21 protein-coding genes, 3 tRNA genes and 2 pseudogenes are annotated in these 26,657 nt (G+C 72.1%); 17 read left to right on the top strand and 9 right to left on the bottom strand.

Annotated features, from left to right (window positions below; genetic code table 11):
• Nucleotides 1-98: 98 nt before the first annotated feature.
• The 3 genes from RV986_RS08085 (at nucleotide 99) to RV986_RS08075 (ending at nucleotide 665) form a co-directional block, all read left to right on the top strand.
• A complete protein-coding gene (locus RV986_RS08085) occupies nucleotides 99-347 on the top strand; it encodes a WhiB family transcriptional regulator (protein WP_475924215.1) in 249 nt (82 codons plus the stop codon).
• A 144-nt stretch (nucleotides 348-491) separates the two neighbouring features.
• A tRNA-OTHER gene (locus RV986_RS08080) sits at nucleotides 492-562 on the top strand.
• Nucleotides 563-593: 31 nt separating this feature from the next.
• Nucleotides 594-665 (top strand) — tRNA-Glu (locus RV986_RS08075).
• Here RV986_RS08075 and RV986_RS08070 read toward each other — a convergent pair.
• Entirely contained in the window at nucleotides 637-951 is a 315-nt protein-coding gene (locus RV986_RS08070; protein WP_475916728.1) for a hypothetical protein, read from the bottom strand. The genes RV986_RS08075 and RV986_RS08070 overlap by 29 nt on opposite strands.
• Before the next feature lie 456 nt (nucleotides 952-1,407).
• On the opposite strand from RV986_RS08070, the pseudogene RV986_RS08065 reads away from it, so the two are divergent.
• Together RV986_RS08065 and RV986_RS08060 are read left to right on the top strand one after the other, a co-directional pair.
• Nucleotides 1,408-2,493 (top strand): annotated as a pseudogene (locus tag RV986_RS08065) (SDR family NAD(P)-dependent oxidoreductase); the annotation flags it as partial.
• Nucleotides 2,487-3,746: a leucine-rich repeat domain-containing protein gene (locus RV986_RS08060; RefSeq protein WP_475916727.1), complete on the top strand. Its 1,260-nt coding sequence runs from the start codon at nucleotides 2,487-2,489 to the stop codon at nucleotides 3,744-3,746. The pseudogene RV986_RS08065 and the gene RV986_RS08060, both read left to right, overlap by 7 nt.
• On the opposite strand, the gene RV986_RS08055 is transcribed toward RV986_RS08060, so the two are convergent.
• Together RV986_RS08055 and RV986_RS08050 are read right to left on the bottom strand one after the other, a co-directional pair.
• A complete protein-coding gene (locus tag RV986_RS08055; RefSeq protein WP_475916726.1) occupies nucleotides 3,747-5,561 on the bottom strand; it encodes an AAA family ATPase in 1,815 nt (604 codons plus the stop codon).
• 33 nt (nucleotides 5,562-5,594) lie between these two features.
• Nucleotides 5,595-6,992 carry a DUF2201 family putative metallopeptidase gene (locus tag RV986_RS08050; protein WP_475916725.1) on the bottom strand — a complete coding sequence of 466 codons (1,398 nt, stop codon included), beginning with the start codon at nucleotides 6,990-6,992 and terminating at the stop codon, nucleotides 5,595-5,597.
• A gap of 111 nt (nucleotides 6,993-7,103) precedes the next feature.
• Here RV986_RS08050 and RV986_RS08045 point away from each other — a divergent pair.
• Nucleotides 7,104-7,179 (top strand) — tRNA-Gly (locus RV986_RS08045).
• A gap of 76 nt (nucleotides 7,180-7,255) precedes the next feature.
• On the opposite strand, the gene RV986_RS08040 is transcribed toward RV986_RS08045, so the two are convergent.
• Complete coding sequence (locus RV986_RS08040) at nucleotides 7,256-8,119, bottom strand: hypothetical protein (protein ID WP_475916724.1); 864 nt, start codon at nucleotides 8,117-8,119, stop codon at nucleotides 7,256-7,258.
• An 82-nt stretch (nucleotides 8,120-8,201) separates the two neighbouring features.
• Here RV986_RS08040 and RV986_RS08035 point away from each other — a divergent pair, with 82 nt between their 5' ends.
• Nucleotides 8,202-11,570 carry a hypothetical protein gene (locus tag RV986_RS08035; RefSeq protein ID WP_475916723.1) on the top strand — a complete coding sequence of 1,123 codons (3,369 nt, stop codon included), beginning with the start codon at nucleotides 8,202-8,204 and terminating at the stop codon, nucleotides 11,568-11,570.
• Nucleotides 11,571-11,591: 21 nt separating this feature from the next.
• Here RV986_RS08035 and RV986_RS08030 read toward each other — a convergent pair whose 3' ends face one another.
• The 3 genes from RV986_RS08030 to RV986_RS08020 all read right to left on the bottom strand — a co-directional run bounded on the left by RV986_RS08030 (nucleotide 11,592) and on the right by RV986_RS08020 (nucleotide 15,510).
• Entirely contained in the window at nucleotides 11,592-12,569 is a 978-nt protein-coding gene (locus RV986_RS08030) for an acyl-ACP desaturase (RefSeq protein ID WP_475916722.1), read from the bottom strand.
• A 193-nt stretch (nucleotides 12,570-12,762) separates the two neighbouring features.
• The gene (gene ddaH / locus RV986_RS08025; RefSeq protein ID WP_475916721.1) at nucleotides 12,763-13,539 is read right to left on the bottom strand and encodes a dimethylargininase; all 777 of its coding nucleotides are present in this window, start codon (nucleotides 13,537-13,539) and stop codon (nucleotides 12,763-12,765) included.
• 282 nt (nucleotides 13,540-13,821) lie between these two features.
• Nucleotides 13,822-15,510: an ABC-F family ATP-binding cassette domain-containing protein gene (locus RV986_RS08020; protein ID WP_475924214.1), complete on the bottom strand. Its 1,689-nt coding sequence runs from the start codon at nucleotides 15,508-15,510 to the stop codon at nucleotides 13,822-13,824.
• Nucleotides 15,511-15,844: 334 nt separating this feature from the next.
• On the opposite strand from RV986_RS08020, the gene RV986_RS08015 reads away from it, so the two are divergent.
• Nucleotides 15,845-16,525: a GOLPH3/VPS74 family protein gene (locus tag RV986_RS08015; protein ID WP_475916720.1), complete on the top strand. Its 681-nt coding sequence runs from the start codon at nucleotides 15,845-15,847 to the stop codon at nucleotides 16,523-16,525.
• A gap of 85 nt (nucleotides 16,526-16,610) precedes the next feature.
• Nucleotides 16,611-17,036 (top strand): annotated as a pseudogene (locus RV986_RS08010) (isocitrate lyase/phosphoenolpyruvate mutase family protein); the annotation flags it as partial.
• 15 nt (nucleotides 17,037-17,051) lie between these two features.
• On the opposite strand, the gene ssgD reads toward RV986_RS08010, so the two are convergent.
• On the bottom strand, nucleotides 17,052-17,468 hold the full coding sequence (gene ssgD, locus RV986_RS08005; protein ID WP_475916719.1) for a spore wall synthesis regulator SsgD: 417 nt from the start codon (nucleotides 17,466-17,468) through the stop codon (nucleotides 17,052-17,054).
• A gap of 357 nt (nucleotides 17,469-17,825) precedes the next feature.
• On the opposite strand from ssgD, the gene RV986_RS08000 reads away from it, so the two are divergent.
• The 4 genes from RV986_RS08000 (at nucleotide 17,826) to mmpA (ending at nucleotide 20,408) form a co-directional block, all read left to right on the top strand.
• Complete coding sequence (locus tag RV986_RS08000) at nucleotides 17,826-18,914, top strand: oxidoreductase (protein ID WP_475916718.1); 1,089 nt, start codon at nucleotides 17,826-17,828, stop codon at nucleotides 18,912-18,914.
• 85 nt (nucleotides 18,915-18,999) lie between these two features.
• A complete protein-coding gene (locus RV986_RS07995) occupies nucleotides 19,000-19,326 on the top strand; it encodes a plasmid stabilization protein (RefSeq protein WP_475916717.1) in 327 nt (108 codons plus the stop codon).
• A gap of 111 nt (nucleotides 19,327-19,437) precedes the next feature.
• Nucleotides 19,438-20,160 (top strand): endonuclease V, encoded by a 723-nt coding sequence (locus tag RV986_RS07990; RefSeq protein ID WP_475916716.1) that lies wholly within the window; start codon nucleotides 19,438-19,440, stop codon nucleotides 20,158-20,160.
• 101 nt (nucleotides 20,161-20,261) lie between these two features.
• Entirely contained in the window at nucleotides 20,262-20,408 is a 147-nt protein-coding gene (gene mmpA / locus RV986_RS07985; RefSeq protein ID WP_475916715.1) for a morphogenic membrane protein MmpA, read from the top strand.
• A 54-nt stretch (nucleotides 20,409-20,462) separates the two neighbouring features.
• Here mmpA and RV986_RS07980 read toward each other — a convergent pair whose 3' ends face one another.
• Nucleotides 20,463-21,635: a saccharopine dehydrogenase family protein gene (locus RV986_RS07980; protein WP_475916714.1), complete on the bottom strand. Its 1,173-nt coding sequence runs from the start codon at nucleotides 21,633-21,635 to the stop codon at nucleotides 20,463-20,465.
• Nucleotides 21,636-22,001: 366 nt separating this feature from the next.
• Between RV986_RS07980 and RV986_RS07975 the strand changes: the two genes are divergently transcribed.
• From RV986_RS07975 to RV986_RS07960, 4 genes are read left to right on the top strand one after another with little or no spacing between them, the layout of a single operon-like run.
• Nucleotides 22,002-23,204, top strand: a complete 1,203-nt coding sequence (locus RV986_RS07975) for a CaiB/BaiF CoA transferase family protein (protein WP_475916713.1) — start codon at nucleotides 22,002-22,004, stop codon at nucleotides 23,202-23,204.
• Entirely contained in the window at nucleotides 23,204-24,217 is a 1,014-nt protein-coding gene (locus RV986_RS07970) for an LLM class F420-dependent oxidoreductase (protein ID WP_475916712.1), read from the top strand. Before RV986_RS07975 ends, RV986_RS07970 begins: the two co-directional genes overlap by 1 nt.
• Nucleotides 24,218-24,232: 15 nt before the next feature.
• A complete protein-coding gene (locus RV986_RS07965; protein ID WP_475916711.1) occupies nucleotides 24,233-25,375 on the top strand; it encodes an acyl-CoA dehydrogenase family protein in 1,143 nt (380 codons plus the stop codon).
• Between the two features lie 30 nt (nucleotides 25,376-25,405).
• Nucleotides 25,406-26,620 carry an acetyl-CoA C-acetyltransferase gene (locus tag RV986_RS07960; protein ID WP_475916710.1) on the top strand — a complete coding sequence of 405 codons (1,215 nt, stop codon included), beginning with the start codon at nucleotides 25,406-25,408 and terminating at the stop codon, nucleotides 26,618-26,620.
• The last annotated feature ends 37 nt before the right edge of the window (nucleotides 26,621-26,657 follow it).

Below are 26,657 nucleotides of genomic sequence, written 5' to 3'. Positions count from 1 at the left end.
TGTTCGGCGGGCCATCATCGGGGGCGCCGAGCACTTCGGAACGCGGCGTTGATCCCGCGTTGATCGAACGTTTTTCGCCGCGCGGCACGATCTCTGTCATGCACACCGACACCATCACCCCGGCCGACTTCGCCTGGCAGGAGCAGGCGCTGTGCGCGCAGACCGGGGCCGATTTCTTCTTTCCCGAGCCGGGCAGTTCGGTGCGTGAGGCCAAGCGCATCTGCGGCATGTGCGAGATGCGCTCCGCCTGCCTCGAATACGCGCTCAACAACGACGAACGCTTCGGCGTCTGGGGCGGCCTGTCCGAGAAGGAACGGCTCAGCCTCCGGCGCGCGGACCAGAACTGACCGGGCCCCTCGCACGCGTGCAGGGCAACCCGCACACCTGCACACCTGCACACCTGCACCGTGAACGGCCACGCCCCGGCCGACTCCCGACCGTAATTCGGTAGGGCGGCCCGGTGGGTGTGCGGTTAGGATCCGGTGGCGCACCCGGGCGTAGAGCAGAGGCAGACTCGCCGCCTGGCAAGGCGGGCACGCCGGTTCGAATCCGGTCGTCCGGGCTGCGTCCGGTCCGGCGGACCGGGAGAGCGGGGCCCTGTAGAGCAGAGGCAGACTCGCCGCCCTCTCAAGGCGGTCACGCCGGTTCGAATCCGGCCGGGGCCACGGCAGTGCACACGCGGGGCGGGGACACATGGGTGAGGGCGGCGGGATCACTGACGACGAGCTTGCGGCATTCCACCGTACGGTCGGCAAGCTGCGGGCGCTGCCCGTCGACGACCCGGTGCGGCTGCGGGCCGAACAGGTCGCCGCGTCCTTCGCGCGCGACGGGCGGCTGCGCAGGCGCAAGGCGCGCGGAGCCGAACTGTCCGCCGCCGACGCGGCGGTGATGGCCGCGACCGCGACCGGGGCGCTCGACCGGCGCGAGGACGCGCCGCTGTCCCTTCCTCAAACCGCGGGGGTTCCCGGAACCGCGGGGGTTCCCGGTGGCACGGGTGCTTCCGGAGCCGCGGGGGTTCCGGGAGCCGAGGCTTCTTTCGAAGCCGGGGGTGTCCCGGGAGCCGGGGCGGGTTTCCGTCCTGGGGACGTTCCGGGAGCTGAGGCTGTTTTCGAAGCCGGGGGCGTCCTGGAGCCCAGCGCTGTTCCCGGAACCGCGGGTGTTTCCGGAACCGCGGGTGTTCCCGGAGCCGGGGGTGTTTCCGGAACCGCGGGTGTTCCCGGAGCCGGGGGCGTCCCAGGATCCGAAGCTGGTTTCCGGGCCGGGGCTGTTTTCGAAGGCGGAGGTGTCCTGGGCCCCGGGGCTGTTTCCGGAATTGTGAGTGTTTCCGGAGCTGGAGGTGTCCTGAGGCCGGGGGCTGTTCCCGGAGTCGCGGGTGTTTCCGGAGACGGACATGTTGCAGGGCCCGGGGCCGTTTCTGGCGCGGGGGTCTTCGTGAGGGCTCGGGCCTGCTACGTCTGCAAGACGTCCTATCGACAGGTCGACTCCTTCTACCACCGGCTGTGCCCGGACTGCGCCGCCGACAACGCCGCCCGGCGTACGCTCGGCGCCGATCTGAGCGGTCGGCGCGCGCTGCTCACCGGGGGCAGGGTCAAGATCGGCTTCCAGCTGGCCTTGATGATGCTGCGCGACGGCGCCGAACTCCTGGTCACCAGCCGCTTTCCGCACGACACCGCACGTCGCTTCCGAGCCGCTCCGGGCAGCGAGAAGTGGCTGGACCGACTGACGGTGCTCGCGGTGGATCTGCGGGATCCGCGCCAAGTGCTCGGGATCTGCGAGCAGCTCAGGCAGGAGGGCGAACCCCTCGACATCCTGGTGAACAACGCCGCGCAGACGGTGCGCCGCCCCGCCGAGTCGTACGCGCTGCTGGCCGCCGGGGAGCGCGCCGGGCTGCCCGAAGGCGCCCGGTCGGCGCCGGGGTTCGCGCCGATGCGGGCACTCGGGAGCGGCCCCGCGGCGCTGCCCGCGGCCTTGCGGGAGGCCGACGAGGCCGGACTGCTGCCCGATCCCTCCCCGGAGAACTCCTGGTCGGCCCGGCTGGGCGAACTCGACCCGGCCGAGGTCCTGGAGACCCAGTTGGTCAACGCGCTCGCCCCGGCGCTGCTGTGCGACCGGCTGCTGCCCCTGCTGCTCGCCTCGCCCCACCCCCGCCGATATGTCGTCAACGTGACCGCCGTCGAGGGCCGCTTCGCCGTACGCAACAAGATGCCGGGCCACCCGCACACCAATATGGCCAAGGCCGCCCTCAACATGCTCACCCGTACCAGCGCCGCCGAACTGGCCGAGCAGGGCGTGCACATGTGCGCCGTCGACACCGGCTGGATCACCGACGAGAACCCCGCTCCGAAGAAGGAGCGGATGGCGGACGCCGGCTTCCGTACACCGCTCGACGTGGTGGACGGCGCGGCCCGGGTGTACGACCCGATCGTGCGCGGTGAGGCGGGCGCGCCCGTGTCCGGGGTGTTCCTCAAGGACTACCGGGAGGCGGAATGGTGAACGAGCCGGAAGGGGAGCAGGAGGAGGAGCAGGAGTCGGCGTCGGAACAGGCGTCGGTATCGGCGCCGGAGTTCGCGGGCGTACCGCCGGTCGTGCCGCGCCCCTTGGCCGAACTCGCCCCGCTGCTCGACTGGTTGCGCGGCGGTCGTCCGGCGGGCGAGCGGCTGGACTTCACGGCCGGTACGGCGCTGCCCGACGGCCGTCTCGACCTGTGCAAACAGGGACTCGGTGCGGAGGGCGCGGCGCTGGTCGCCGAGGCCCTCTCCGAGGTGTCCGCCGTCTCGGAGGGGCCCTCTCCCGTGCGGCACCTGCTGCTCGGCACCGACGGGCTCGGCGACGAGGGTGCCGCGGCCGTGGCCGCGAACGCGGATGTCGAGACGCTGTACCTCGGCTGCAACGGGATCACCGCGGGCGGCGCCTGCCGCATCGCCGACAACCTGCGCGCCTCGCCACGGGTGGTCACGGGTGTGTGGCTCAAGCGCAACCCGCTGGGCAGCGGGGGCGGTCGGGCCGCCGCCGAGCTCGTCGAGTCCGCACGGTCGTTGCGTACCCTCGACCTCGTGCAGACCGGACTCGACGCGTCGGGCGCCCTCGTCCTCGTCGACGCGCTCCTCGCCGCGGCGGAGCACGGGCGCCGCATCGAGCGGCTGTTCGTGGGGGGAAATCCGCTCGGCGCGGCGGGCGCGGTACCGCTGTCCGCGCTGATCGCCGAGGGCGCGGTCGACGAACTCTACGTATCCGCGGCGCGGTTGGGCGACCGGGGCGCGCTGCGTCTCGCCGAGGCGCTGGAGCGGGCTCCGTACGGACGGCTCACCCGGCTCTCCGTCGCCAGCAACGGCATCGGACCGAGCGCCGCCGCCCGGCTGGTGACGGCGGCGACCACGGCCGGTGTCACCCTGCTCGACCTCGGACGGGTACGGGCGGCCGCGGTGCTCGGCGCGGCCGACAACAGGGTCGACCTCACGGCGGCCGGCGACATCGCGGACATCCTCGCGAGCGCCGAACACCGTCTCACCCATCTCGTCCTCACCCACACCGGCATGCGCAGCCGCGAGGCCCACCGGCTCCTCGACACCGCCCCGCGCGCCGCGACCGCGACCCGGTTCGTGCTGGGCCAGTCCATCGCGACCAGCGTCAAGCGCCGCCTGGACGTACTGAGCGCGCACCTCCCGATGCCGGCGGTGCCCGCCGACGTCGCCGCCGTGCGCAGTGTCCACCGCACGGCGCCGCCCGGCGGCGACGCCGACCGGTGATCAGCGCCGCATCGCGACGAATATCTCCGTCCAGAACCGCTGCTGCTGCTCGGACGCCCCCACCAGATACGTCGCCCGCAGCTTCGGCGGCAGCAGCGGCACCAGGCGGGCCACCACCGCCCGGTGCTTCCTCAGCTGGGACAGCTCCGCGTTGGCGAGGATCTGGTGGACGACGTCGCTGTCGTCGGCGCCCTCCTCGGAGTGCTCCGCCGCACGCCGCAGCCGCGCCTCCCACCCGTCCGCCTCGCGGGCGAGCTCGCGCAGGCCCGTCACCGGGCGTCCGCGCAGCCGGTCGACGAGCGCCGTCAGCGACACCGGGGCGTACTCGCCGTCGCCGAGGTAGACCGTGCCCATCTCCAGCGGCAGCCCCCGCCGGTGCAGTTTGATGAGCCGCTCCAGGGTCCGCTTGGTGATCCAGGCACGCCCGTCGTCGTCGATGTCGTGCTTCCACCACTCCAGCACGGTCTCGGCGTCCGAGCCGTAGCGCGCGAGCAGCCACTCGTTGGCCGGGATGTCCCCGGGCTCGACCGTCAGCGAGGCCGTGAAGCGGCTGGCCTGCGCGATGTTGTTCCGCGCGACCAGGAGCTTGCGGCCCAGGTGGTACGGCGGGTTCTGGACGGCGATCTGCGCCCGCAGGTTCTCGATCCGCCGCCCGGCGAGCGACCACTCCTGGGTGATCTCCATCAGCTTGGCGAACGCGGCCTTGTCCTTGGGCCGGTTGTACTCGTCCCAGACGATCGCCTTCGGCTCGGGACCGGTGAAGTTCGCCGCGAGCAGGTTGTCGAGCGTGCCGTCCGCCGACGGGATGGGGGCGCACAGATCCTCGACATTGGTCACCGGCAGCGAGAAGTACAGCGGCTCCCGGCCGAGCCCCGCGCGCACCGTCTCCCGTACGAGCTCTGTCTTGCCGCACCCCGGCGGGCCCTGGAGCAGTACCGTCCAGCGATTGCGCAGTGCGGCCCGCACCACCTGACGCACCGGATCGGGCAGCGTCGGGGGATTGGACACGCCCAGGTGCTCGGCGATCCGGTCCAGGATCTCGGCCGTGCGGTTCTGCCCGGGCCTGCCGTCCGGCCGGGGCTCGACGAGACGCAGCCGCTCGCCGTCCACCAGCGGCAGGCCCCAGCGCAGCGGGAATCCTTCCCGGGCGTTGGCCAGCACATGGTCCAGCGTGCGCGGTGACAGCAGCTCGCGCAGCGCGGGGGAGAGGGACGCCCACAGGGAGAGGACCGGAGTCAGGTCCCACTCCCGGTACGTGGCCGCGAGGTGGCGGCGCCACGAGGTGTCGTTCGCCGAGACGCGCAGGGTGACCATGCGGTCGAGGAGCGCGAGGTCGCTGCGCCGCGCCGAGGTCTCGGCGAGCGACTCGTTGTCGGTGAGGAAGACGCCGACGCAGCCCAGGGCGCGCAGATCGTGCTCGCCGAGGGTCCAGTCGCAGGCGATCTGCATCAGCTGCGACTGGACCGTGTCGCCGGCCTGCAGGGAGTCGTCGATGAGCAGCACGAAGGGAGTGCCGGGCTTCAGCTGGCTCATGACGAGCTGACGCAGCACGAGTTCGCCGGTGCGGGGGTCCCGTACCGGCGCGTTGACGAGCAGGTCGTCCGGGGTGAGGTTCGCCGCGGGCACGTAGACCAGCGTGGCGTCGGGGTGGGCGCGTGCCACGTGCGAGAAGAACGTCGCCGTCTTGCCGATGCCGTGCTCGCCGAAGATCTGGCCGGTCTGCCCCATGTCGATCATCGCGTCGATGAACGCCTCAAGGCGGGAGGGCACGGGTGAGGTGCGGTCGGAGTGGCTGGAGTCGGTGGCGGTGGTCATCCGTCCTGGTCCTGTGCTGAGGGGGCTTGGTGGCTAGCGTGATCCGGTGGTCACGCGATGGCAGTCCATGGCCGGTATGTGCGTCTCGGGCCACTCGCGACCGCCTTCGGTGATCAGCCAGATCCATTTGTCGGGCTCGGCGGGGGTGATCGGCGGGGCGTATCCGTCCGTGAGCATCACCACGGCGTCCGGACTCGCCTCACAGCGGCGGCCGTTCACCTCCGTGCGCCCCTCCACATAGTCGGCGACGGCCTGGAAGCTCGTGCCGCCCCCGCCGTAGACCCGGCCGCCCGGCTCGAAGGGCATCACCTCGGCGTCGAAGGACAGCCAGTGCGCCTCGACGCCGTCGATCCTCCCGACGAGGTCGGTGAGCCAGTCGACCACCCGGTCGGGCATGGAGCCCGAGGTGTCGTACGCGATCACGAGCACCTTGTCCCGCACCGGGCCGCGCCGCGAGAGCATCGGGTCCTGGCCGAGCGCCGCGAGCAGCGCACCCCGCTTCTTGGGGTACACGAGCCGTTCGCCGTCGCGGAGTTTCGAACCGAGCACGTCGACGAGCCAGCGCTGCCACCAGTCGACCGTCCGCGTGCGCGCGGTCTCGCCGCGCAGCGCTCCCGCGCCGAGCCGCCCCCAGATCTTCGCGGCCCGCGCCGACGCGTCCTCGGTCCGGCCCATCAGGTCCAGCAGCTCCTGCTCGGCGCCCGTATGCCCGCGACGGGCCGCGAGCAGGGCGTTGAGCAGAGCGGAGGAGGACACCTCGTCGACGGTGTCCTGATCGGCGGGCACCCCGGACGCCAGGTGGACGCACAGGCGTCCGGCGGGAACCGGAGGCCGGCGCATCCTCTTCAGCTCGCCGTACACCGTCATGTCCGTCTCGGTGAACTCGTCGTAGGCCACGGGCTCCAGTCCCTGCGCTAGCAGGTCCTCCCGGTACCCCTCATGGACCGTGCGCGGATCGATGCCCGTCGGGCGGCCGTCCAGCAGGGGCAGTCCCTTCCGGCCGAGCCGCACGAGTGCCACGTGGTTGATGGACACCTCGGTGGCGACCTCGAAGACCGGGTCCGCGTGCAGCTCGGGGTCGGCGAACAGATGCCGCTGGACCAGATGCCGTGCCTCGTGGAACAGCACGAACTTCACGCCGTCCAGGCCGAGTCGTACGAAGAAGTCCGGGTTGTAGAGCAGCAGGCAGGAGCCGTCGCCGGAGGCCACCACGGCCGCCGTGTCCACGGCTGTCGTCGCCAGCTGGTGGTGGCACTTCGCGTACAGCCAGGAGGCCACCGCCGACTCGGTCAGTCCGAAGTCCAGCAGCGCGGCCTCCTTGAGACGGCGCGCCGACTCGACCACCGCCGGGTCGGCGGGCCGGAACCGCTCCAGTGCCCTGCGGTCCGCCAGATCGACGACGGGCCGCCGCCCCCGCTCTCCATAGGCCATTGCCCCACCCCCGTGCCCGACCAGACCCGACCTTGTGTCGGATCTCCCCCTTGCCTCCTTGGTACCAGGCCCCACTGACATCGGGCCAAGGCATTACGCTCGGAGGCAAGGGCGGGGCCGTAGCGCAGAGGCAGGCGCATTGGTCTCCCAAACCAGAACACGCTGGTTCGAATCCAGCCGCCCCGCCCCCCTGCGTGCCGGCCGATCCGCCCCCTCGCCCTGCAGCCACCCGCCCCTTGCAGCCCTTTCCGGCCCCTGCCGACTCAGGCGATGGCACCGGCCGTCATCACCAGTTCAGGAATCGTCCCGTGGTACGTCCCGACCAGTTGGGAGACCACGGCCCACGCGTCCTCACGCTCGCCCAGGTGGTCCCGTACGAGCGGCCGCAGCGTGTCCTCGGCCTGCCGCACACGGGCCGGGAACATGCTGCGTCCCAGGGACAGCACCCGCAGCACCTGGTCCGCGGGGCTCCCCGACATCGCGTACTGCGCGGGACTGTCGAGGACGCCCGCCCGCCGCACCCGATGGGTGAACTTCGTGTGCGAGCCGAACTGGGCGCGCAGCGCGTCGGGGCAGTCGGGGCGCACGGCCAGCGCCCAGCGCGCGTAACCGGGCAGCGCGCGCTCCCCGTCCGCCGCCGCGACGGCTTCCCAGCCGGGGCGCCCGACGACCATGGACGCGGCGGTTCTGGCCGGCCCCATGGACGTGGCCGCCCGCAGCGCACCGATCAGCCCGAACGTGTGGAAGTGCGGGGGCACCGGCGGTTCCGGCTCGCGGCGCAGTGTCTTGTCCACCCGTACGGCACGCGTACGGCCGGGCCCGTGCGGTACGCCTCGCAGGATCGCGCGGCGCATCGCGTCGTCCGCCGACACATGCCGCCACACCAGGGCGTTCAGTTCCGGATCGTCCTCCTCCAGCACCCACAGCAGCACGGAGGACGGCACGGCCGTCCGGGCCCACCAGGAGTGCACCGTGCGCCGCACATCCACGGACTCCCCGGAAATCCCCGGTTCCCCGGCCGGAAGGGGACGCGCGCCGATCCGCCGCCGGACCCGCTCGGCGTCCTCGTCCCCGATCAGCCCCAGCAGGAACCCGACCGCCCGCTCCGAGGCGCTGTTGGCATCCATGGCCGCATGATGCCGCAGGCGTGCGCCGGACCGCACCGGGAAATCGGTACGCCGCACCCGTTCCAGCAGGCACAATCCCCGCATGGATCGCACCCCGCAGCGGCACGCCGAAACTCTGCTCAACGCCCTCGATCCGCTGCCGTTCCCCCAGCGCATGTGTGAACTCGCCCTGCGGGTGCGGGAGACGGCCCCGCTGCGGCCGGTGCTGGAAGAGCTCGAAACCCGCGGACCGTACGAACGGTTCATCGCCGTCGTCGCGGCCTCCGTCGGCCGCGACGCCGAGTGGATCGCGGACCGTATCGCCGACCCGGACGCCGTCGTGCGCGGACATGCCCTGCGGGTCGCGCACAGTCTCCAAGTACCCGACTCCGCGTACGAGTCGGCGCTCGACGACGCCCCGGAGGCGGTCCGCAGAGGGCTGCTGCGCGCGATCGTCGCGGGCCGGCGCACCGCACTCGCCGACCGGCTGCTGCCGGGCCTGCGGCGGGACTGGGGCGACGCGGAGGCCGCACGGCTGCTGCCGGCCTGCGCGCCGGAGACGGTCGCCCGGCTGCTTCCCGGCCTCTTCCACGCCGTCCCGGGCTGGAAGATCCTCGCCGAGCGGCATCCGGGCACCCTTCTCGACGTCGCCGAAGGGGAGTTGGCGGCGCTCCCCGAGGCCCTGCGGGACACCTGGTGGGGCCGGTACGCGCCCGGCGTGGCCGCCACGGTCGCGGCGGAGCCACTGCGCGTGCTCGACCTTCTCGAACGCTTCGGACCCGCCACCCTTCCCCACCAACTCCGCGACCGCTTCGCGCAGTTCGCGGCGGCCGACCCGAGTCGGCTGCTGAGGCTGCTGCTCACCCCCACCGGATTCGCGGCGCGCCGCAGCCGGGCCCTGAGCTCCGCCGTGCTGCGCAGGCTGGCCCGCTCCGGCGCACCGGAACTCACCGCCTACGGCAGGGACTTGGCCGACCGGGGTGATCTCGCACCGCTGCTGAAGGCGCTGCCGCCCGCGCGACGCCACGCCTTCTACCGGGCCGCGCAGGAAGGCCGAGGAGCCGGACACATCACCGTCGACGCGGCCATCCTCGAAGTGCTGCCGCGCAGTTGTGTCGCCGAGGAGGCCCGGCGGACGGCCGCCGTCGCACACGAACGCGGCGCCCCGTGGCACTCCGTGCTGCTCGCCGAGTCCTTCCTGCCCGTCGCCGAGGCGTGCGCACGGCTCGTCGAGGCCACCCGCCGCCCGTCCGCCGAAGACCGTGCCGAGGCATGGCCGTTGCTCATCCGCAACGCCGCCCGCTCCGGCGACCGCGCGGCCGTCACCTCCGTACTGGAGGAGATGGGCCGGCTGCGCAACGAACACGACCCGGTGCGCTCGGCCGCGCTCGACGCACTGTCCGAGGTCCGGCCCGCGCTGTTCACCGAGGACGCCGAGCCGCACCTCGACCGCATCGCCACGGACGCCGTCGAGGCCCGCGACTCCTCGCCCGCCACCCGGCAGAACCTCAGCCACCTCGCCCTGTCCGTGCTGCGCGAGCACGCGGCGGGCGGGCAGCGCGAGCTGGTGAACTGGGCCCTGCGCACCCTGGTCCGGATCTCCGGCAACACCGGTGACGCCGACCTCGGCCGCCTCGACACGATCCTGCGGCGCGGCCAGGAGCACCAGGTGTACGAGGCCCTGCGCCCCTGGATCGAGGCGGGCGCCGAAAAGGCCGACTACAGCCTCGCCTTCACGCTCGCCCGTGCGGTCGGGCGGCGCGCCGCCGGCATGCCCGAACTGCAGGAACTCCTCTGGCAGGCCGTCCGCTACGGCAATGACGCGACCGCGCGCCGAGCGGTCGACCTGTGGCTGGAGCCACGCGCGACCCGGGACGAGCGGGTGGCACGCGTCCTCGCCTTCGAACCGTCCGCGGGTGCGCTGTGGCCCGTCCTGCGGATCGTCACCCGGCGCCGCACCGACCTGCTCGACCCGCTGCTCGCCGAGTCACCTCCGTACGGCCGCTTTCTGACCAAGGGCACCCCCTGGACCGTACCGGCGGGCTCTGCCGTACGGCGCTGGGTGCCACGCCAACAGCGCGCGCTGGCACGACAGTTGACGGACCAGGCCGAGGACGCCGGCCTGCCGCTCCGCGAACGGGCCGCCGCCGTCGCACAGGGCGCCCTCGTTCCGGGACGCGGCGCCGATCTCGTACGCCACTGGACCGGATCCTTGGACGTGGTGCTCGCCGAGGCCGCCCTCGCCGCCCTCGCGCGAACGGACCGCCCCGCCGACGCGCTGCCCGAACTGCTGGCGCACGCGGACGGCGAGCGCGCGCGGGTCGCGGTCCACGCGGCCACGCAGGCCTCCCGGTACGCGGCGCCCTCACGGCTGGCCGAGCAGCTGCGCGCGGTGCTGTGCGCCCCGCACGCCAAGGTGACCAGCCGCAAGGAGGCCGCCCGGCTCACCGCGGTACGGCTTCCGATGCCGCGGGCGGCGGCGCTGCTGACCGAGGCCTACGCCGCGCCGGGCACCCATGTCGACGTCCGCGCCGCCATCGTGGCCTTCGCGGGCGGACTGCTCGCCGAGGAACCGGTCTGGGGCCTGCTGCGCGACGCCGCCGGCGCGGAGCCGGTGCTGCGCACCGCGGTCCTTCGGGTCACCCCGCTGGAGCTGCCCGAGTCGCATCGCGAGCGGTACGCGGGGCTGGTCCGCGACGTGTCGTCCACCGACGACCCGGAGACCGCCACCCTCGCCTTCGACGCCCTGGCCCGCTGGGCGCCCTGGTCCCCGGAGGCCCCGACGGTCCTCGCCGACGCCGTCACCGATCTCACGGGACGCATCGGCTGGCACGCGGCGGCGGGCGGTCTGGTGACCGCGGCGGCCGGCTCGCCACGGGGCGGCCGGGGCCTTGAGCAGGCGCTGAGGGCGTTGGCCGAGGCGGAGACCGCCGCCGCGGCGGAGGGGGTCGGCCGTGCCGACGCCGGCGAGCGGCGCGATCGACCCGCCAGACGGCGCGTCGACCACCTCGTCGAGCGCCTCGCCCAGCAGGCATGGACGGCCCCGGGGCCCATCCGCCCCGCGGCCCTCGCCGCCGCGGAACTGCTCGCCGGGTACGACGCCTTCGTACCGCAGGCGGCCGCCCTCACGGCGTTCCACCTGGACCTCGACGCGGAACCGCGGCAGCTGGAGCGCCTCGCCGCCCTCACCGAAGGCCGCCCGGCACTGGCCGCACGGACGGCCCAGGAGGTCGGGGAGCGACTGGAGAGGCAGCCGCACGAGGGTGACCCCGACGTCCTGCTGGACCTGGTCGGGCGGCTGGGCGCGCACGGCGGGTACGGCGAGGGGCTGCTCGCCGTGGCCGTCACCGGGGCGATGGGCGCCCGTACGGGCTGGGCCGCGCCCTGGCGGGAGCGGCTGAGAGCACTGCGCCGCCACCCGGTGGCCGACGTGCGGGACGCGGCGCTGGACCAGGTGACGGCGTACGAGTGAGGCGGCTGCGACCGGAGGGCGTCAGCCGGCGGCGCGCGCCGCCATCCGGGCCTTGCGGGTCGCGAGCTTCTCGTCGAACTTCGCGGCCTCCGCGTCCAGGCCGCGCATGTAGAGGCCGAGCTCCTCCTGGGCCTGCAGGCCCTCGGGGCCGAGGCCGTCCATCTCCAGGACCTTGAGGTGGCGCAGCACCGGCTGCAGCACGTCGTCGTGGTGGATGCGCATGTTGTAGACCTCGCCGATGGCCATCTGCGCCGCGGCCCGCTCGAAGCCGGGCATGCCGTGACCGGGCATCCGGAAGTTGACGAGGACGTCCCGCACGGCCTGCATGGTCAGGTCGGGGGCCAGCTCGAACGCGGCCTTCAGCAGGTTGCGGTAGAAGACCATGTGCAGGTTCTCGTCGGTCGCGATGCGCGCCAGCATGCGGTCGCAGACCGGGTCGCCCGACTGGTGGCCGGTGTTGCGGTGCGAGACCCGGGTCGCCAGCTCCTGGAAGGCGACGTACGCGACGGAGTGCAGCATCGAGTGGCGGTTGTCCGACTCGAAGCCCTCGCTCATGTGTGCCATACGGAACGCTTCGAGCTTGTCGGGGTCGACGGCGCGCGAGGCGAGCAGGTAGTCGCGCATCACGATGCCGTGCCGGCCCTCCTCGGCGGTCCAGCGGTGCACCCAGGTGCCCCAGGCGCCGTCGCGGCCGAAGAGCGAGGCGATCTCGTGGTGGTAGCTGGGCAGGTTGTCCTCGGTGAGGAGGTTGACGACCAGGGCGATCCGGCCGAGCTCGGTGACCTTGGACTGCTTCTTGTCCCAGGCCTCGCCGTCCTCGAAGATGCCGGGGAAGTTCCGGGCGTCGCTGAACGGCACGTACTCGTGCGGCATCCAGTCCTTGGCCACCTTGAGGTGGCGGTTGAGCTCGGTCTCGACCACTTCTTCCAGCGCGTACAGCAGCCGAGCGTCGGTCCAGGCGGCGGACGGGCTGCCGAGGTGGGGAGAAGTGATCGTCACGGGTACTCCAGGGGGACGTGAAAAAACTGAGCGAGCTACTGAAAGAACTGCTGAGCGTGTTACCGAGTGTGTTACCGAGAGGGGATGAAACCTACGGCATCGTAGGCTACGTATCCGTAGGTTACGAAACCGTAGGTTAAGTTCACTGTAAAGAGTGCCTGATCAGTGGGGTCTCAGCGGGGCGCGGGCGCGTTCAGACGTACAGCTCGCGAAGCCGTACTGAGAGGCAGGTCACACACCCTTCGAGCTTCTCGAACTCGCTGATGTCCACCAGCACGGGTTCGTGGCCGAGGCCCGCGAGCAGCTCCGCCGTCTTCGGAGCGCTCGCCGCCATCAGCACCTTCCCGCCGCCGAGCAGCACGACGTGCGCCCCGGACTCCTCCGGCACCGGCAGGAAGCGCGGGAACAGCGACGGGGCGTCCACCAGCGGCTCATGGCCGATCACCGTCCCGTCGGGCAGCGCGGTGACCGCCGACTTCAGATGCAGCACCTTGCTCACGGGTACGGCGACGACCCGCGCCCCGAGCGGTTCGAGGGCCGCCCGCAACTGCTGGACCCCGGCCGTGTTGGTGCGCCCGCCGCGGCCCACGTACACCGTGTCGCCGATCTTGAGGACATCACCGCCGTCCAGGGTGCCCGGCTCCCAGATCCAGTTCACCGAGCAGCCCAGCCGGGCCACGGCCTCCTCGACCCCGGCCGTCTCGCCGCGCCGGGACTCGGCGCCGGGGCGGGAGATCAGCGCGACATTGCGGAAGACGACCACGGCGTCCTCGACGAACACCGAGTCGGGGCAGTCGTCGGCAGGATCGACCTCGACGGTCTCCCAGCCGTGCGTGCGCAGGGCCTCCGCGTACGCCTCCCACTGCTCGACGGCCAGGTCGACGTCCACCTTCTCGCGCTCGATGTGCGTCACCAGTCCCTCGGCGAGACGGGGACCGGGCCTGCGGATGAGGGCTTTCTGGCTGGGCACGTGCGGTCTCCGAATCGGCAGGGTGCGTCGGCGCACATCATGCAGCGCCCGTCGCGCGCACAAAAGCCCCCGGCTCGGCGCGGGGCGACCGAGGACCGCCCCCGACCCACGTCCCGCCGAGGGGCTGCCCACCACACGCAGGTCCGGGACACGCGGGCCGCAACTGACGGTGGACAGCCCTGTCGGGCGCGGGGAGGCCCCGGGGCCGGTCGGCGGACCATTCCGTCGTCCGAACACGAGGCGGTGCCTGAGAGTGACGTTAGTCAGCGGCCCCGTCCGGCGCTATGAGGGATACCCGACAGCTTCCGGCGAGGTTTCTTGCAGTTCTCCTCCTTCCAGCAGCAGCCAGCGTGTGATTCCGATCGACTCCAGGAACGGCACGTCGTGGCTCGCGACGATCAGCGCGCCCTCGTACGACTCCAGTGCCGTGGTGAGCTGCCGGACGCTCGCCATGTCGAGGTTGTTCGTCGGCTCGTCGAGCATCAGCAACTGCGGCGCGGGCTCGGCCAGCATCAGCGCCGCCAGCGCCGCCCGGAAGCGTTCGCCGCCGGAGAGCGTCGCCGCCCGCTGGTCGGCCCGCGCCCCCTTGAACAGGAAGCGGGCGAGCCGCGCCCGGATCCGGTTGTTGGTGGCGGCCGGCGCGAACCGGGCCACGTTCTCGGCAACAGTCAGCCCGTCGTCGAGGACGTCGAGCCGCTGCGGCAGGAAACGCAGCGGCACATGGGTCCACGCCCCGCCGGACACGGCCTCCAGCTCCCCGGAGATCGTCCGCAGCAAGGTGGTCTTGCCCGCGCCGTTGCGTCCGATCAGCGCGATCCGCTCGGGCCCGCGCAGATCGAACACGCCGTCCACGCGCGCGCCGTACTTGAGTTCCAGGTTCTCCAGGGTGAGGACCGCACGGCCCGGCGGCACGGCCGTGTACGGCAGGTCGACGCGGATCTCGTCGTCGTCCCGTACGGCCTCCGCCGCGTCGTCGAGCCGCTCCCTGGCCTCGGCGAGCCTCTCCTCGTGCAGGACGCGGTGCTTGCCCGCGGACTCCTGGGCCGCCCGTCTGCGCGCGCCCATGACGATCTTCGGCTCCCGCTTCTGCTCGAACATCTTCTGGCCGTACCGCTTGCGACGGGCCAGCTTGACCTGCGCGTCGACCAGCTCGCGCTTCTGCTTCTTCAGGTCGGCCTCGGCGACGCGCACCATGCGCTCGGCCGCTTCCTGCTCGCCGGCGAGCGCCTCCTCGTAGGCGGAGAAGTTGCCCCCGTACCAGGTGACCCCTCCCACCCGTCGCCCGCCACCACCCTCAACCGAGGCGCTGCGCGCCGCACCTCTTCCTCGGTGCAGATCGGCGATCTGGTCGACCAGGTCCAGGAGTTCGCGGTCGTGGCTGACCACGACCATGACCCCGGACCAGGCCTCGACGGCCGCGTACAGCCTGCGCCGGGCGTACAGGTCGAGGTTGTTGGTGGGTTCGTCCAGCAGCAGGACGTCGGGCCGGCGCAGCAGGAGCGCGGCCAGCCGCAGCAGCACCGACTCGCCGCCCGACAGCTCGCCGATGGTGCGGTCCAGCTCGATGTGGCCGAGCCCGAGTTCGCCGAGCAGCGCGAGCGCCCGCTCCTCGACGTCCCAGTCGTCGCCGACGACCTCGAAGTGCTCCTCGGCCGCGTCGCCCGCCTCGATGGCGTGCAGCGCGGCGCGGGTGGCGGCGATACCGAGCGCCTCGTCGACCCGAAGGGCGGTGTCGAGCGTGACGTTCTGCGGCAGGTGGCCGACCTCGCCCGTGACACGAACCGTGCCGTCGGTCGGGGTCAGTTCTCCCGCGATCAGCTTCAACAGGGTCGATTTTCCTGATCCGTTGACGCCGACGAGCCCGGTCCTGCCGGGGCCGAAGGTGACCTGGAGGTCGTCGAAGACGGCGGTCCCGTCCGGCCAGGCGAAGGAAAGGGAGGTACAGGTGAGGGAGGTGGGGAAGGTGGACATGAGGGCCTCGCGGTTGCTGGATGCGGTCAGGGGCACGCGTTCGGGACACCGCGAGGTGACGACGATCCAGTCAGGAGGGCAGCAGGAAAGCCCCGCACCGGAGGACGGCTCGTACGCCGAGGTCGCACGCTGCGCACACGGGGCCGGACAGGGCCGGCTGTGTGTGACGCGGTGTCTCAGACCTCAGACGAGCAACGTCCTTCTCCAATCGACGGCAACAGGACCGTTTCACACCGTACGAACGGCCCCGAACGCTGTCAACGAATTAACGTGGCCCCGACCTCGTCCGCATCACCTCTTGTCACCTCTTGATCGGCCCCGCAAAGGAGACGCCGTGCCCAACGGCTCGCTGTCGCTGCCCGCCCGGCTCTACCTGCTGGCCTGGGACACCACAAAGCTCAAGGTCACCGGCGCGACCCAGCTCCACCACCTGGTGCGGGCCGGAGCCCTCACGGAACTCGCCCAGCGCGGACTGCTCAGCGACGTGGACGGCATCGCCACGCCGGTCGACGCCGACGCCCGTACGGGGGACCTCGTCCTCGACGGGCTGCTGGAACTCGTGGAGGAGTCCCGGCCGCGGAAGTGGAAGGCGTGGGTGACGCTGCGGGCGCGCGTCACCCTCGACGCGGTGCGGGCGCAGCTCGTCGCCGAGGGGTATCTGCGGGCCGAGAAGAAACGGGTGTTCGGACTCTTTCCGTCCGTGGAGTACGAGCTGGAGCGGGTGTCCGCGGTGGACGCACTGCGGCAGGACGCACGGGCGGTGCTGCACGGGCCGCTGCCCGTCGCCGAGGTCTCCGACCGCGACGCGGCCCTCGTCGCCCTGGCCGCCGCGGCCGAACTGCGCACCCTCGCACCGGGCAAGGACCGCAAGCTGTACAAGGAGCGCATCGAGGAGCTGACCGACCGCAGCGGAGCGGCGGCCCCGGCCCTGAAGAAGGTCATCCAGGAGGTGCGCACCGCGATCGTCGTGGCGGCCACGGCGGCCTCGACGTCGGGCGCGGCGACGGGGGGTTGAGGTGCCCCGGAAGGAGCGCGGGGAACTGCGCGAGCAGCCCCGGCCACCCGCTCGTCCTCCCGAACGCCTGGGACACCGACATCAAGAGCGGCTACGCGCAGGACGCCGAGGGCGTCGGGGACACGATCCGCTGTTCGTCAACGCCCGCATCGACACGTTCCTGAGGGGCGCGGGAGGGGCCGAGGAGACCCTGGAGCGAGCCGCTGCCTTCCTGGCCGCCGGAGCCGACGGGATCTTCGTCCCCGGGGTTGTCGACCGGGCGACGGTCAAGTCGCTCGTGGCGGGCGTCGAGGGCCCGCTCAATGTGCTGGTCGGTCCCGGCGCACCGTCCGTCGCCGAACTGGCCGCGCTCGGAGTCGCCCGGATCAGCACGGGCTCGGGCGTCGCGCAGGCCGCGCACGCCGTGGTCCGCCGTGCCGCGCGGGAGCTGCTGAACGGGGGGACCTACGACTCGCTGACCGGCGGGCTCGACTACGGCGAGCTCAACACCGTGCTGGGCGGCGGTCGCTGAGGGCGGGGGCGCCGCTCAGCAGGTGCCCCGCATGAGCTCCGCCAGGTCGTGGTCCAGGTCGACCTGCAGATGCTCCAGCCCGACCGGCACCAGTTCGGTCGTGCGCTGCAGGAACTTCCGCATCTCGCCCGAGCGTACGTGCACCACGGCGGTGCCCTCGGGGGCGTGGAACTCCAGCACGGTGCGGTCGTAGCCGTACGGCCGCACCCGTACGTCGCCGTACCCCACCGACTCCTCCATCCCGGAGGCGAGCAGCTCGCGCGCGAACGTCCAGCAGACCTCCACGCCCTCCAGCGTGGCCGGGGCGGGGAAGGTCATACGGACGGCGAAGGGATCGCTCCGGTCGTAGTGGAGCGTTGCGGGAATGCTCGGCATCCGCGGCGCGGCGGCGACGAGACGGGCCTCTACGGGCTGCTCGATGACGGTGGACAACGCCTTGCTCCCTTGTGACGGGTGGACGAACTCCGGGCGGATGAGACCAGGCAATGAAAGAGCGGATGAGACCAGGCAATGAAAGAGACGACGGAATGAGCCATTCAGTGCACCTGAAACCCAGTGACCTCTGTCACCGCGTTCATTCACCGCGGGTGATCCGTTCACGTTGGTGATCGGCGACGATCGTCGGTGATCGTCTGGTGATCCGTGGTGAACCCTTACCCCGATGGTCCGTAGTGATCCGTTTTCCGTCTCGTCATGCCCGCGATACCGGAGAGGACACCAACCGCGGCCTCCGGGTTCCCGTCGAGGGCATCTGGACGGCGCCGGGGGAGTGGGCTAGCTTCGCCCGCCATGAGGGGCTTGGGGAAGTCGAGACGTACGAGTCGGGCGGTCACCGTGGGACTGTGCGCGGCGGCGTTCGCCGCAGCGCTCACGGCGGCGCCCGCGCAGGCACACGAGCCGGGGAAGGCGGCCCATTGGGCAGTCAAGGACAGTGGCACGGATGTACGGTTCCGCGGACTGTCGGCCGTCAGCCGGGACACCGCGTGGGTGGCCGGATCCAAGGGCACCGTGCTGCGCACCACCGACGGCGGCGCGAACTGGCGGAACGTCTCGCCGCCCGGCGCCGGCGACCTGGAGTTCCGTGACATCGAGGCGTTCGACGCACGGCGCGCCGTGGTCCTGGCCATCGGCGAGGGCGAGGCCTCCAGGGTCTTCAGGACCGACGACGGCGGAGCGACCTGGACCGAGTCCTTCCGCAACACCGACGCGAAGGCCTTCTACGACTGCCTGACCTTCTTCGACCGGCGCCACGGCCTGGCGATGAGCGACCCCGTGGACGGCAGGTTCCGCATCCTGTCCACCAGCGACGGCGGACGGTCCTGGAAGGTGCTGCCCAGCACCGGAATGCCCGCGGCGCAGGACGGTGAGGCGGGCTTCGCGGCGAGCGGGCAGTGCCTGGTGAGCTCCGGGCCGCGGGATGTGTGGCTGGCCACCGGCGGGGGCGCACACGCGCGCGTGCTGCACTCCTCCGACCGTGGACTCACCTGGAAGGCGGCCGACACGCCCATTCCGGCGGGCGACCCGGCGCGCGGCGTCTTCGCCCTCGCCTTCCGGGACCGCGCCCACGGCCTCGCGGTCGGCGGCGACTACCGCGCCGACCAGGCCTCTCCCCAGGCGGCGGCCCTCACCCCCGACGGCGGCCGCACCTGGGCCCCGGCGGCCGAGCCGCCGCCCGCCTACCGCTCCGGGGTCGCCTGGCTTCCGCACAGCCGCACCTCCGCCCTCGCGGTCGGCCCGACCGGCACCGACCTCACGACCGACGGCGGCCGCACCTGGCGCACCCTGGACACGGGCTCGTACGACACCGTGGACTGCACCCCCGACCTGGGCTGCTGGGCGTCCGGGGAGAAGGGCCGGGTGGCCCGCCTGGAGCGCTGACGGCCGCGTGCCCCGGGACGAACGGGGTACCCGTGCCGGCGACCCGGAAGGAAGAGGGCGACGACCCGGAAGGAAGTGAGCCGACATGCCCCGTGGCTCCAGTCCCAAGCGCGAACGCCAGTACGAGCACATCAAGGAGAGCGCGCTCGACCGGGGGGAGAGCAGGGAGCGCGCCGAGGAGATCGCCGCGCGCACCGTCAACAAGGAGCGCGCGCGGTCCGGCGAGTCGAAGACCGCGAGCCGCACGTCCACCGAGGACATCTCCTCGGGCAGGCGCGGCGGCCTGCGCTCCCATCAGGGCGCCCAGGGACCCACGTACGACCAGCTGTACCAGGAGGCCAAGCGCCGCAATGTCCACGGCCGTTCGGACATGAACAAGGAGGAACTGCGGCGCGCGCTCGACGGCGGCTGACGGGTCCTGGGACCCCACGGCTTCGGGAACTCCAGACCGCAGGAACTCAGGACCGCGGGAAAACAAGGCCGCGGGAACTCAGGACCGAGGGGCCTTAGGCTCGGCACCATCATGAACACCGTACGGATTCCCGCGGGTTGGCCCGCGACCGAGGAACAGGCCCGCGCCGTCCAGGACGAGTTGCGGGGGCGGGTGGTGCTCGACGAGCCGGGCCCGCTCCCCGGCACCGGCAGGGTGACGGGGGTCGACGTGGCCTACGACGACGAGCGGGATGTCGTCGCGGCCGCGGCCGTCGTGCTCGACGCGGCCACCCTCGACGTCGTGGCCGAGTCCACCGCCGTCGGACAGGTCTCCTTCCCGTACGTTCCCGGGCTGCTCGCCTTCCGCGAGATCCCGACCGTGCTGGCCGCGCTCGACGCGCTGCCGTGCGCGCCGGGCCTCGTCGTCTGCGACGGCTACGGCCTGGCCCACCCCCGCCGATTCGGCCTCGCCAGCCACCTCGGCGTGCTCACGGGGCTCCCCACGATCGGGGTGGCCAAGAACCCGTTCACCTTCTCGTACGAGGAACCCGGCGCCCGGCGCGGCAGCACGTCCCCCCTGCTCTCCGGCGAGGACGAGGTCGGCCGCGCCCTGCGCACCCAGGACGGGGTCAAGCCCGTGTTCGTATCGGTCGGCCACCGGATGAGCCTCGACAACGCGTGCGCGCACTCCCTCGCGCTCACTCCGAAGTACCGCCTCCCGGAGTCCACCCGCCGAGCGGACTCCCTGTGCGGACGCGCCCTCCAGGAGGCCATTTCCCGGGCAACCGCCTCAGGGACTCCGTCCGTCGACTGAGTACCCGTACTGAGTACCTGCACTGAGTACCCGTACGGAGTAGTTGTATTGAGTACCTGTACGGATGTGGGGACACCGCCGTGATCGGCAGGCTGTGGCCCATGACGACGCACCGTTCTCCGAAGCCCACCATCGACGCCACCCAGCCCGTGGAGCGCGCCGTGACGGCCGCGCTGGTCGTCTCCGTCATCGCCGGGCTCGGCTGGATCGGCGGGATGATCTACACGGTGCTGGGGTGGCCCCTGTAAGCCCCTGTAAGCCGCTGCAGGCTGTAGGCGCGGCCGAAGAGCCCGCGGCCGGCACTACCGGGAGGCGGCCACCCGGAAGGTGATCCCGGCTCCCCGGAGCCGTTCGACGAGCGCGTCGCCCATCGCCACCGCCGTGGTGACCTGCCCGGCTGTCTCCGGGAGGTCGTCGAAGGCGAGCGACAGCGCGGCGTGCGCGAACATCTTGGCGGTCTCGTCGTAGCCGGGATCGCCGCCCGCGACCTCCGTGAACACCCGGCGTCCGCCGCCCTCGCCCACGAACCGCACCGAGAACCAGCTCTTCGCCCGCAGGGCGGCACTCGGCCCCTCGCCGGGCTTGATCCGGTCGGACAACCAGCGCCGCGCCGGCGGCAGCTGCGCGGCCGCGAACACCGCGCCGACGGCCGCGGTCCCGCCCAAGGCGATCGGCAGCCACTCGACGGCCGCGTAGTGGCGGTAGCGGAAGTCGGGCCCGTAGCGCTCCAGCGCCCGCGCCGAGCGACGCACTATCTGCGGGTCGATCGTGGGCAGCGGCAGCGCCCACGCCCCGACCTCCTTGGCGAACCGCGGCACGCTCATCGGGGCGTCCGCCCGGCGCCCCACCAGCCGCGGTTCGTGCCGCCCGCGGTCCCGCGCGGCGGCCAGGATGTGGCGCCCGCGCGCGAACTGGGTCAGCGCCGAGGCGAACGTGCCGCCCGAGAACATCGCCTGCGTGCGCACGAACGCGTCGACCCGCAGCGGCACGCCCTCGGGAAGCTGCCGCACCGTGAAGTACGCGCCCAGGTCGTGCGGGACCGAGTCGAAACCGCAGGCGTGCACCAGGCGGGCCCCGGTCTCCCGCGCGCGTGTGTCGTGCCGGACGTACGTCAGGTCCACGAACTCGGGTTCACCGCTGAGGTCCAGATAGTCGGTGCCCGCGTCGGCGCAGGCGGCGACCAGTTCCTCGCCGTGCACGATGTACGGCCCGACGGTCGTCGCCACCACGCGCGCGCGGCGGGCGAGTCCGCGCAGTGACGCCGGATCGGCGACATCCGCCCGGAGCACGTCCGGGGCGCCGCCCAGCCGCTCCCGCAGTCGCTCCAGCCTTTCCTCGCCGCGCCCCGCGATCGCCCAGCGCAGCCCCTCGGGAGCGTGTGCGGCGAGATACTCCGCCGTGAGGGTTCCGACGAAACCCGTCGCTCCGAAGATCACGATGTCGTACGCGCGATCCGACCCGTTCAGCCTGCTCATGACACCCCTCTGCCGTGCGCGAAGCGCCGTTGTCGGTGGCTGAGGCTAGCGTGAGTTACGAGCAGCCGAACGACGAGGTCGGACGAAGAGGTCGGAGGTGGCCATGGCCGTACCGGGGAACACCCTGAAAAAGTGGGAGAAGGCGCCCGATTCCGCCCTCGGCCGGGTGTGCATACCCCTGGCGGAGCGGGTTGCTCCGGCCGCGGCGTCGACCCCGTATTGAATCACCCCGATCGGACCAAATATGTCCAGATCTGTCACCCGGGTTTTAACTAAGCGCTTGCTCGTCAAGGGCTTGCCCTGGCGTGGAACACGTTCTTAACATCTCTGATGTCACATCAGTAGTGTCACAGTGCTGGGGGCTTGATGGCAGTGGCAGGGACGCCGGCGCAGGGCCCGCTCGCCGGGGTGCGCGTGGTCGAGCTGGCGGGCATCGGCCCCGGCCCGTTCGCCGCCATGCTCCTCGCCGACCTCGGCGCGGACGTCGTCCGGGTGGACCGGCCCGGCGGCACGGGGCTCGGTATCGACCCGGAGTACGACGTCACCAACCGCAACAAACGGTCGGTCGTGATCGATCTGAAGGCCGCCGACGGTCCGGCCCGCGTCCTCGACCTGATCGACCGCGCGGACGTCCTCGTCGAGGGCTACCGCCCCGGCGTCGCCGAGCGCCTCGGCGTCGGCCCCGAGACCTGCCACGCCCGCAATCCCGCGCTCGTGTACGGCCGTATGACCGGGTGGGGCCAGGAGGGTCCGCTCGCCCCGCGCGCGGGGCACGACATCGCCTACATCGCGCTCACCGGCACCCTCGGCATGATCGGCGGTGCGGACGAGCCGCCCGCCGTCCCCGCGAACCTCGTCGGCGACTACGCGGGCGGCTCGCTGTATCTCGTCGTCGGTGTCCTCGCCGCGCTCCACCACGCCCGGGCGACCGGCGCCGGGCAGGTCGTGGACGCGGCGATCGTCGACGGGGCCGCGCACCTCGCCTCGATGATCCACGGCATGCTCGCCGCGGGCGGCTGGCGGGACCGACGGGGTGCCAACCTCCTGGACGGCGGCTGCCCGTACTACGGGACGTACGAGACGGCCGACGGGAAGTACATGGCCGTGGGCGCCCTGGAGCAGCGGTTCTACGCCGAGTTCGTCGAACTGCTCGGCATCGAGGAGCATGCGGGCGCCCGCAAGGACCTCTCCCGCTGGGGCGAGCTGCGCGCATCGGTCGCCGCCCGCTTCAAGACCCGCACCAGGGACGAGTGGACCGCGGTCTTCGAGGGCTCCGACGCCTGTGTGGCACCCGTGCTGTCCCTGCGGGAGGCCCCGGCCCACCCCCACCTTGCCGCCCGCGGCACCTTCACCGACCACGGTGGCATCACCCAGCCCGCCCCGGCGCCCCGTTTCTCCCTGACCCGCACCTCCGTCCGCACCGGGCCCGCCCAGCCGGGCGCCGACACCGCGGAGGTGGCCCGCGACTGGGACGTACCGCACCTGATGGACGTACCGCACCCGACGCACGAACCGCACGCGATGCACGAACCGCACGCCGAACCGCACGCGATGAAGGACGGCGACTGATGGAGCTCTCTCTCCCGCTCGACTACGCGGGCGACGCCCGGCAGGCCGCCGACGAGGTCGCCGCCCTGGAGTCCGCGGGCCTGGACGCCGTCTGGGTGGCCGAGGCGTACGGCTTCGACGCTCCCACGATCATGGGCTATCTGGCCGCCCGCACCGAACGCATGAAGATCGGCTCCGCGATCCTCAACGTCTACTCGCGCACCCCCGCGCTCATCGCGCAGACCGCCGCCGGACTCGACGCGATCTCCGGCGGCCGCGCCATCATCGGGCTCGGTGCCTCGGGCCCCCAGGTCGTCGAGGGCTGGCACGGCAAGGCGTACGACAGACCGCTGGGCCGCACCCGCGAGACGATCGAGCTGACTCGCCGCATCCTGCGCCGCGAGGTCATCGACCACCACGGCATCACCGACATGCCCCGCCCCGGCGGCCTGGGCAAGCCCCTGAAGCTCCTCACCAAGCCGGTACGCGCCGAAGTCCCCCTGTACGTGGCCTCGCTGGGCCCCGCGAACGTCCGCATGACCGCCGAACTCGCCGACGGCTGGCTGCCCACCCTCTTCATCCCGGAGAAGGCCCACCAGGTGTGGGGCACCCCCCTGTCCGAGGGCGCCGCGCTCCGGGACCCGGCCCTGGGCCCCCTGCGGACCGTGGCGGGCGGACTGCTCGCCATCGGGGAGGACGCGGCGGCCGTACGCGAACTGGCGCGGCCCAAAATCGCCCTCTACGTAGGCGGCATGGGCGCGCCCGGCAAGAACTTCTACAACGACCTCGCCGTGGCGTACGGCTACGAGAAGGAGGCCCGGCTCGTCCAGGAGCTGTACCTCTCCGGAAGGAAGAAGGAGGCCGAGGCCGCCGTTCCGGACGAGTTCTGCGAGCTGATCTCGCTGTGCGGGCCGGAGGGCTATGTGCGGGAGCGCGTCGAGGCCTTCCGGGAGGCCGGGGTCGACATGCTCAACGTCATCCCCATGGGACCGGAGCCGGCCCGGCTGGTCGAGACCGTCAAGAGCTGGCTCTAGGAGGAGCGACCGCGCATGAAGCGGCAGATTTTCGGCGCCGAGCACGACGCGTTCCGCGCGACCGTGCGCACCTTCCTCGCCAAGGAGGTGCTGCCCTTCTACGAGCAGTGGGAGAAGGACGGCATCGTCTCGCGCGAGGCCTGGCGCGCGGCAGGGACACAGGGGCTGCTCGGGCTCGCCGTACCGGAGGAGCACGGGGGCGGTGGCAACACCGACTTCCGCCACAGCGCCGTACTCGCCGAGGAGTTCACGCGCGCGGGGGCCGCCGGGCTCGCCCTCGGGCTGCACAACGACATCATCGGGCCCTATCTGACGGACCTGGCCACCGAGGAGCAGAAGCGGCGCTGGCTGCCCGGGTTCTGCGACGGCTCGCTCATCACGGCGATCGCGATGACCGAGCCCGGCGCCGGATCAGACCTCCAGGGCATCAGGACGCACGCGCAGGACCGGGGCGACCACTGGCTGCTCAACGGCTCCAAGACCTTCATCTCGAACGGGATCCTCGCCGACCTCGTGATCGTCGTGGCGAAGACGACCCCCGAGGGCGGCGCCCACGGGCTCTCCCTGCTGGTCGTCGAGCGCGGCATGGAGGGCTTCGAGCGCGGTCGCAACCTCGACAAGATCGGCCAGAAGGCCCAGGACACCGCCGAGCTGTTCTTCCACGACGTACGCGTCCCCAAGGAGAACCTGCTCGGCGAGCTCGACGGCGCCTTCACACACCTCATGACGAACCTCGCACAGGAGCGCATGGGCATCGCCGTCGCGGGGATCGCCGCCGCCGAGTACCTCCTGGAGATCACCACCGAGTACGTCAAGGAGCGCGAGGCCTTCGGACGGCCGCTGTCCAAGCTCCAGCACATCCGCTTCGAGATAGCCGAGATGGCGACCGAGTGCGCCGTCACCCGTACGTTCCTCGACCGCTGCATCGTCGATCACTCGAACGGGGAGCTCGATGCCGTGCACGCCTCGATGGCCAAGTGGTGGGCCACCGAACTGCAGAAGCGTGTCGCGGACCGCTGTCTCCAGCTGCACGGCGGCTACGGCTACATGACGGAGTACCGCGTCGCCAGGGCCTTCACCGACGGCCGCATCCAGACCATCTACGGCGGGACCACAGAGATCATGAAGGAGATCATCGGCCGCTCCCTGCTCGGCTGATCCTCCGCACCCTCCCCGAAAGGCTTATCAGTGAGCACCGAAGCGTACGTGTACGACGCGATCCGCACCCCGCGCGGGCGCGGCAAGGCGAACGGCGCCCTGCACGGCACCAAGCCCATCGACCTGGTCGTCGGGCTCATCCACGAGATCCAGCGCCGCCTCCCGGGCCTGGACCCGGCCGCGATCGACGACATCGTGCTCGGCGTCGTGGGCCCGGTCGGCGACCAGGGCTCCGACATCGCCCGCATCGCCGCGGTCGCCGCCGGACTGCCCGACACGGTCGCCGGAGTCCAGGAGAACCGCTTCTGCGCCTCGGGCCTGGAAGCCGTCAACATGGCGGCGATGAAGGTCCGTTCGGGCTGGGAGGACCTGGTGCTCGCGGGCGGCGTCGAGTCGATGTCCCGGGTGCCCATGGCCTCGGACGGCGGCGCCTGGTTCGCCGACCCGATGACCAATATCGCCACCAACTTCGTGCCCCAGGGCATCGGCGCCGACCTCATCGCCACCATCGGAGGCTTCTCGCGGCGTGCCGTCGACGAGTACGCGGCGCTCTCCCAGGAGCGCGCGGCCGCCGCCTGGAAGGACGGGCGCTTCGAGAAGTCCGTCGTCCCCGTGAAGGACCGCAGCGGGCTCGTCGTCCTCGACCACGACGAGCACATCCGCCCCGGCACCACCGCCGACTCGCTCGCCAAGCTGAAGCCCTCGTTCGCGGACATCGGCGAACTGGGCGGCTTCGACGCCGTGGCGCTGCAGAAGTACCACTGGGTCGAGGAGATCGACCACGTCCACCACGCGGGCAACTCCTCCGGCATCGTCGACGGCGCCTCCCTGGTCGCCATCGGCTCCAAGGAGGTCGGCGAGCGCCACGGCCTCACCCCGCGCGCGCGGATCGTCGCCGCGGCCGTCTCCGGCTCCGAGCCGACCATCATGCTGACCGGCCCCGCGCCCGCCACCCGCAAGGCGCTCGCCAAGGCCGGGCTGACCATCGACGACATCGACCTCGTCGAGATCAACGAGGCCTTCGCCGCGGTCGTCCTGCGCTTCGTGCAGGACATGGGCCTGTCCCTGGACAAGGTCAACGTCAACGGCGGTGCGATCGCGCTCGGCCACCCGCTCGGCGCCACCGGCGCGATGATCCTCGGCAGCCTTGTCGACGAACTGGAGCGCCAGGACAAGCGCTACGGCCTCGCCACGCTGTGCGTGGGCGGCGGCATGGGCATCGCGACCATCGTCGAGCGCCTGTAACTCCCCGGCGGACCCCCAGACTTCCACGGCTTAAACG

It is taken from the genome of Streptomyces sp. RLA012, assembly GCF_056270325.1.
The sequence above is the reverse complement of the archived record's forward strand: the minus strand, read 5'-3'. Positions and strand labels throughout refer to the sequence as shown.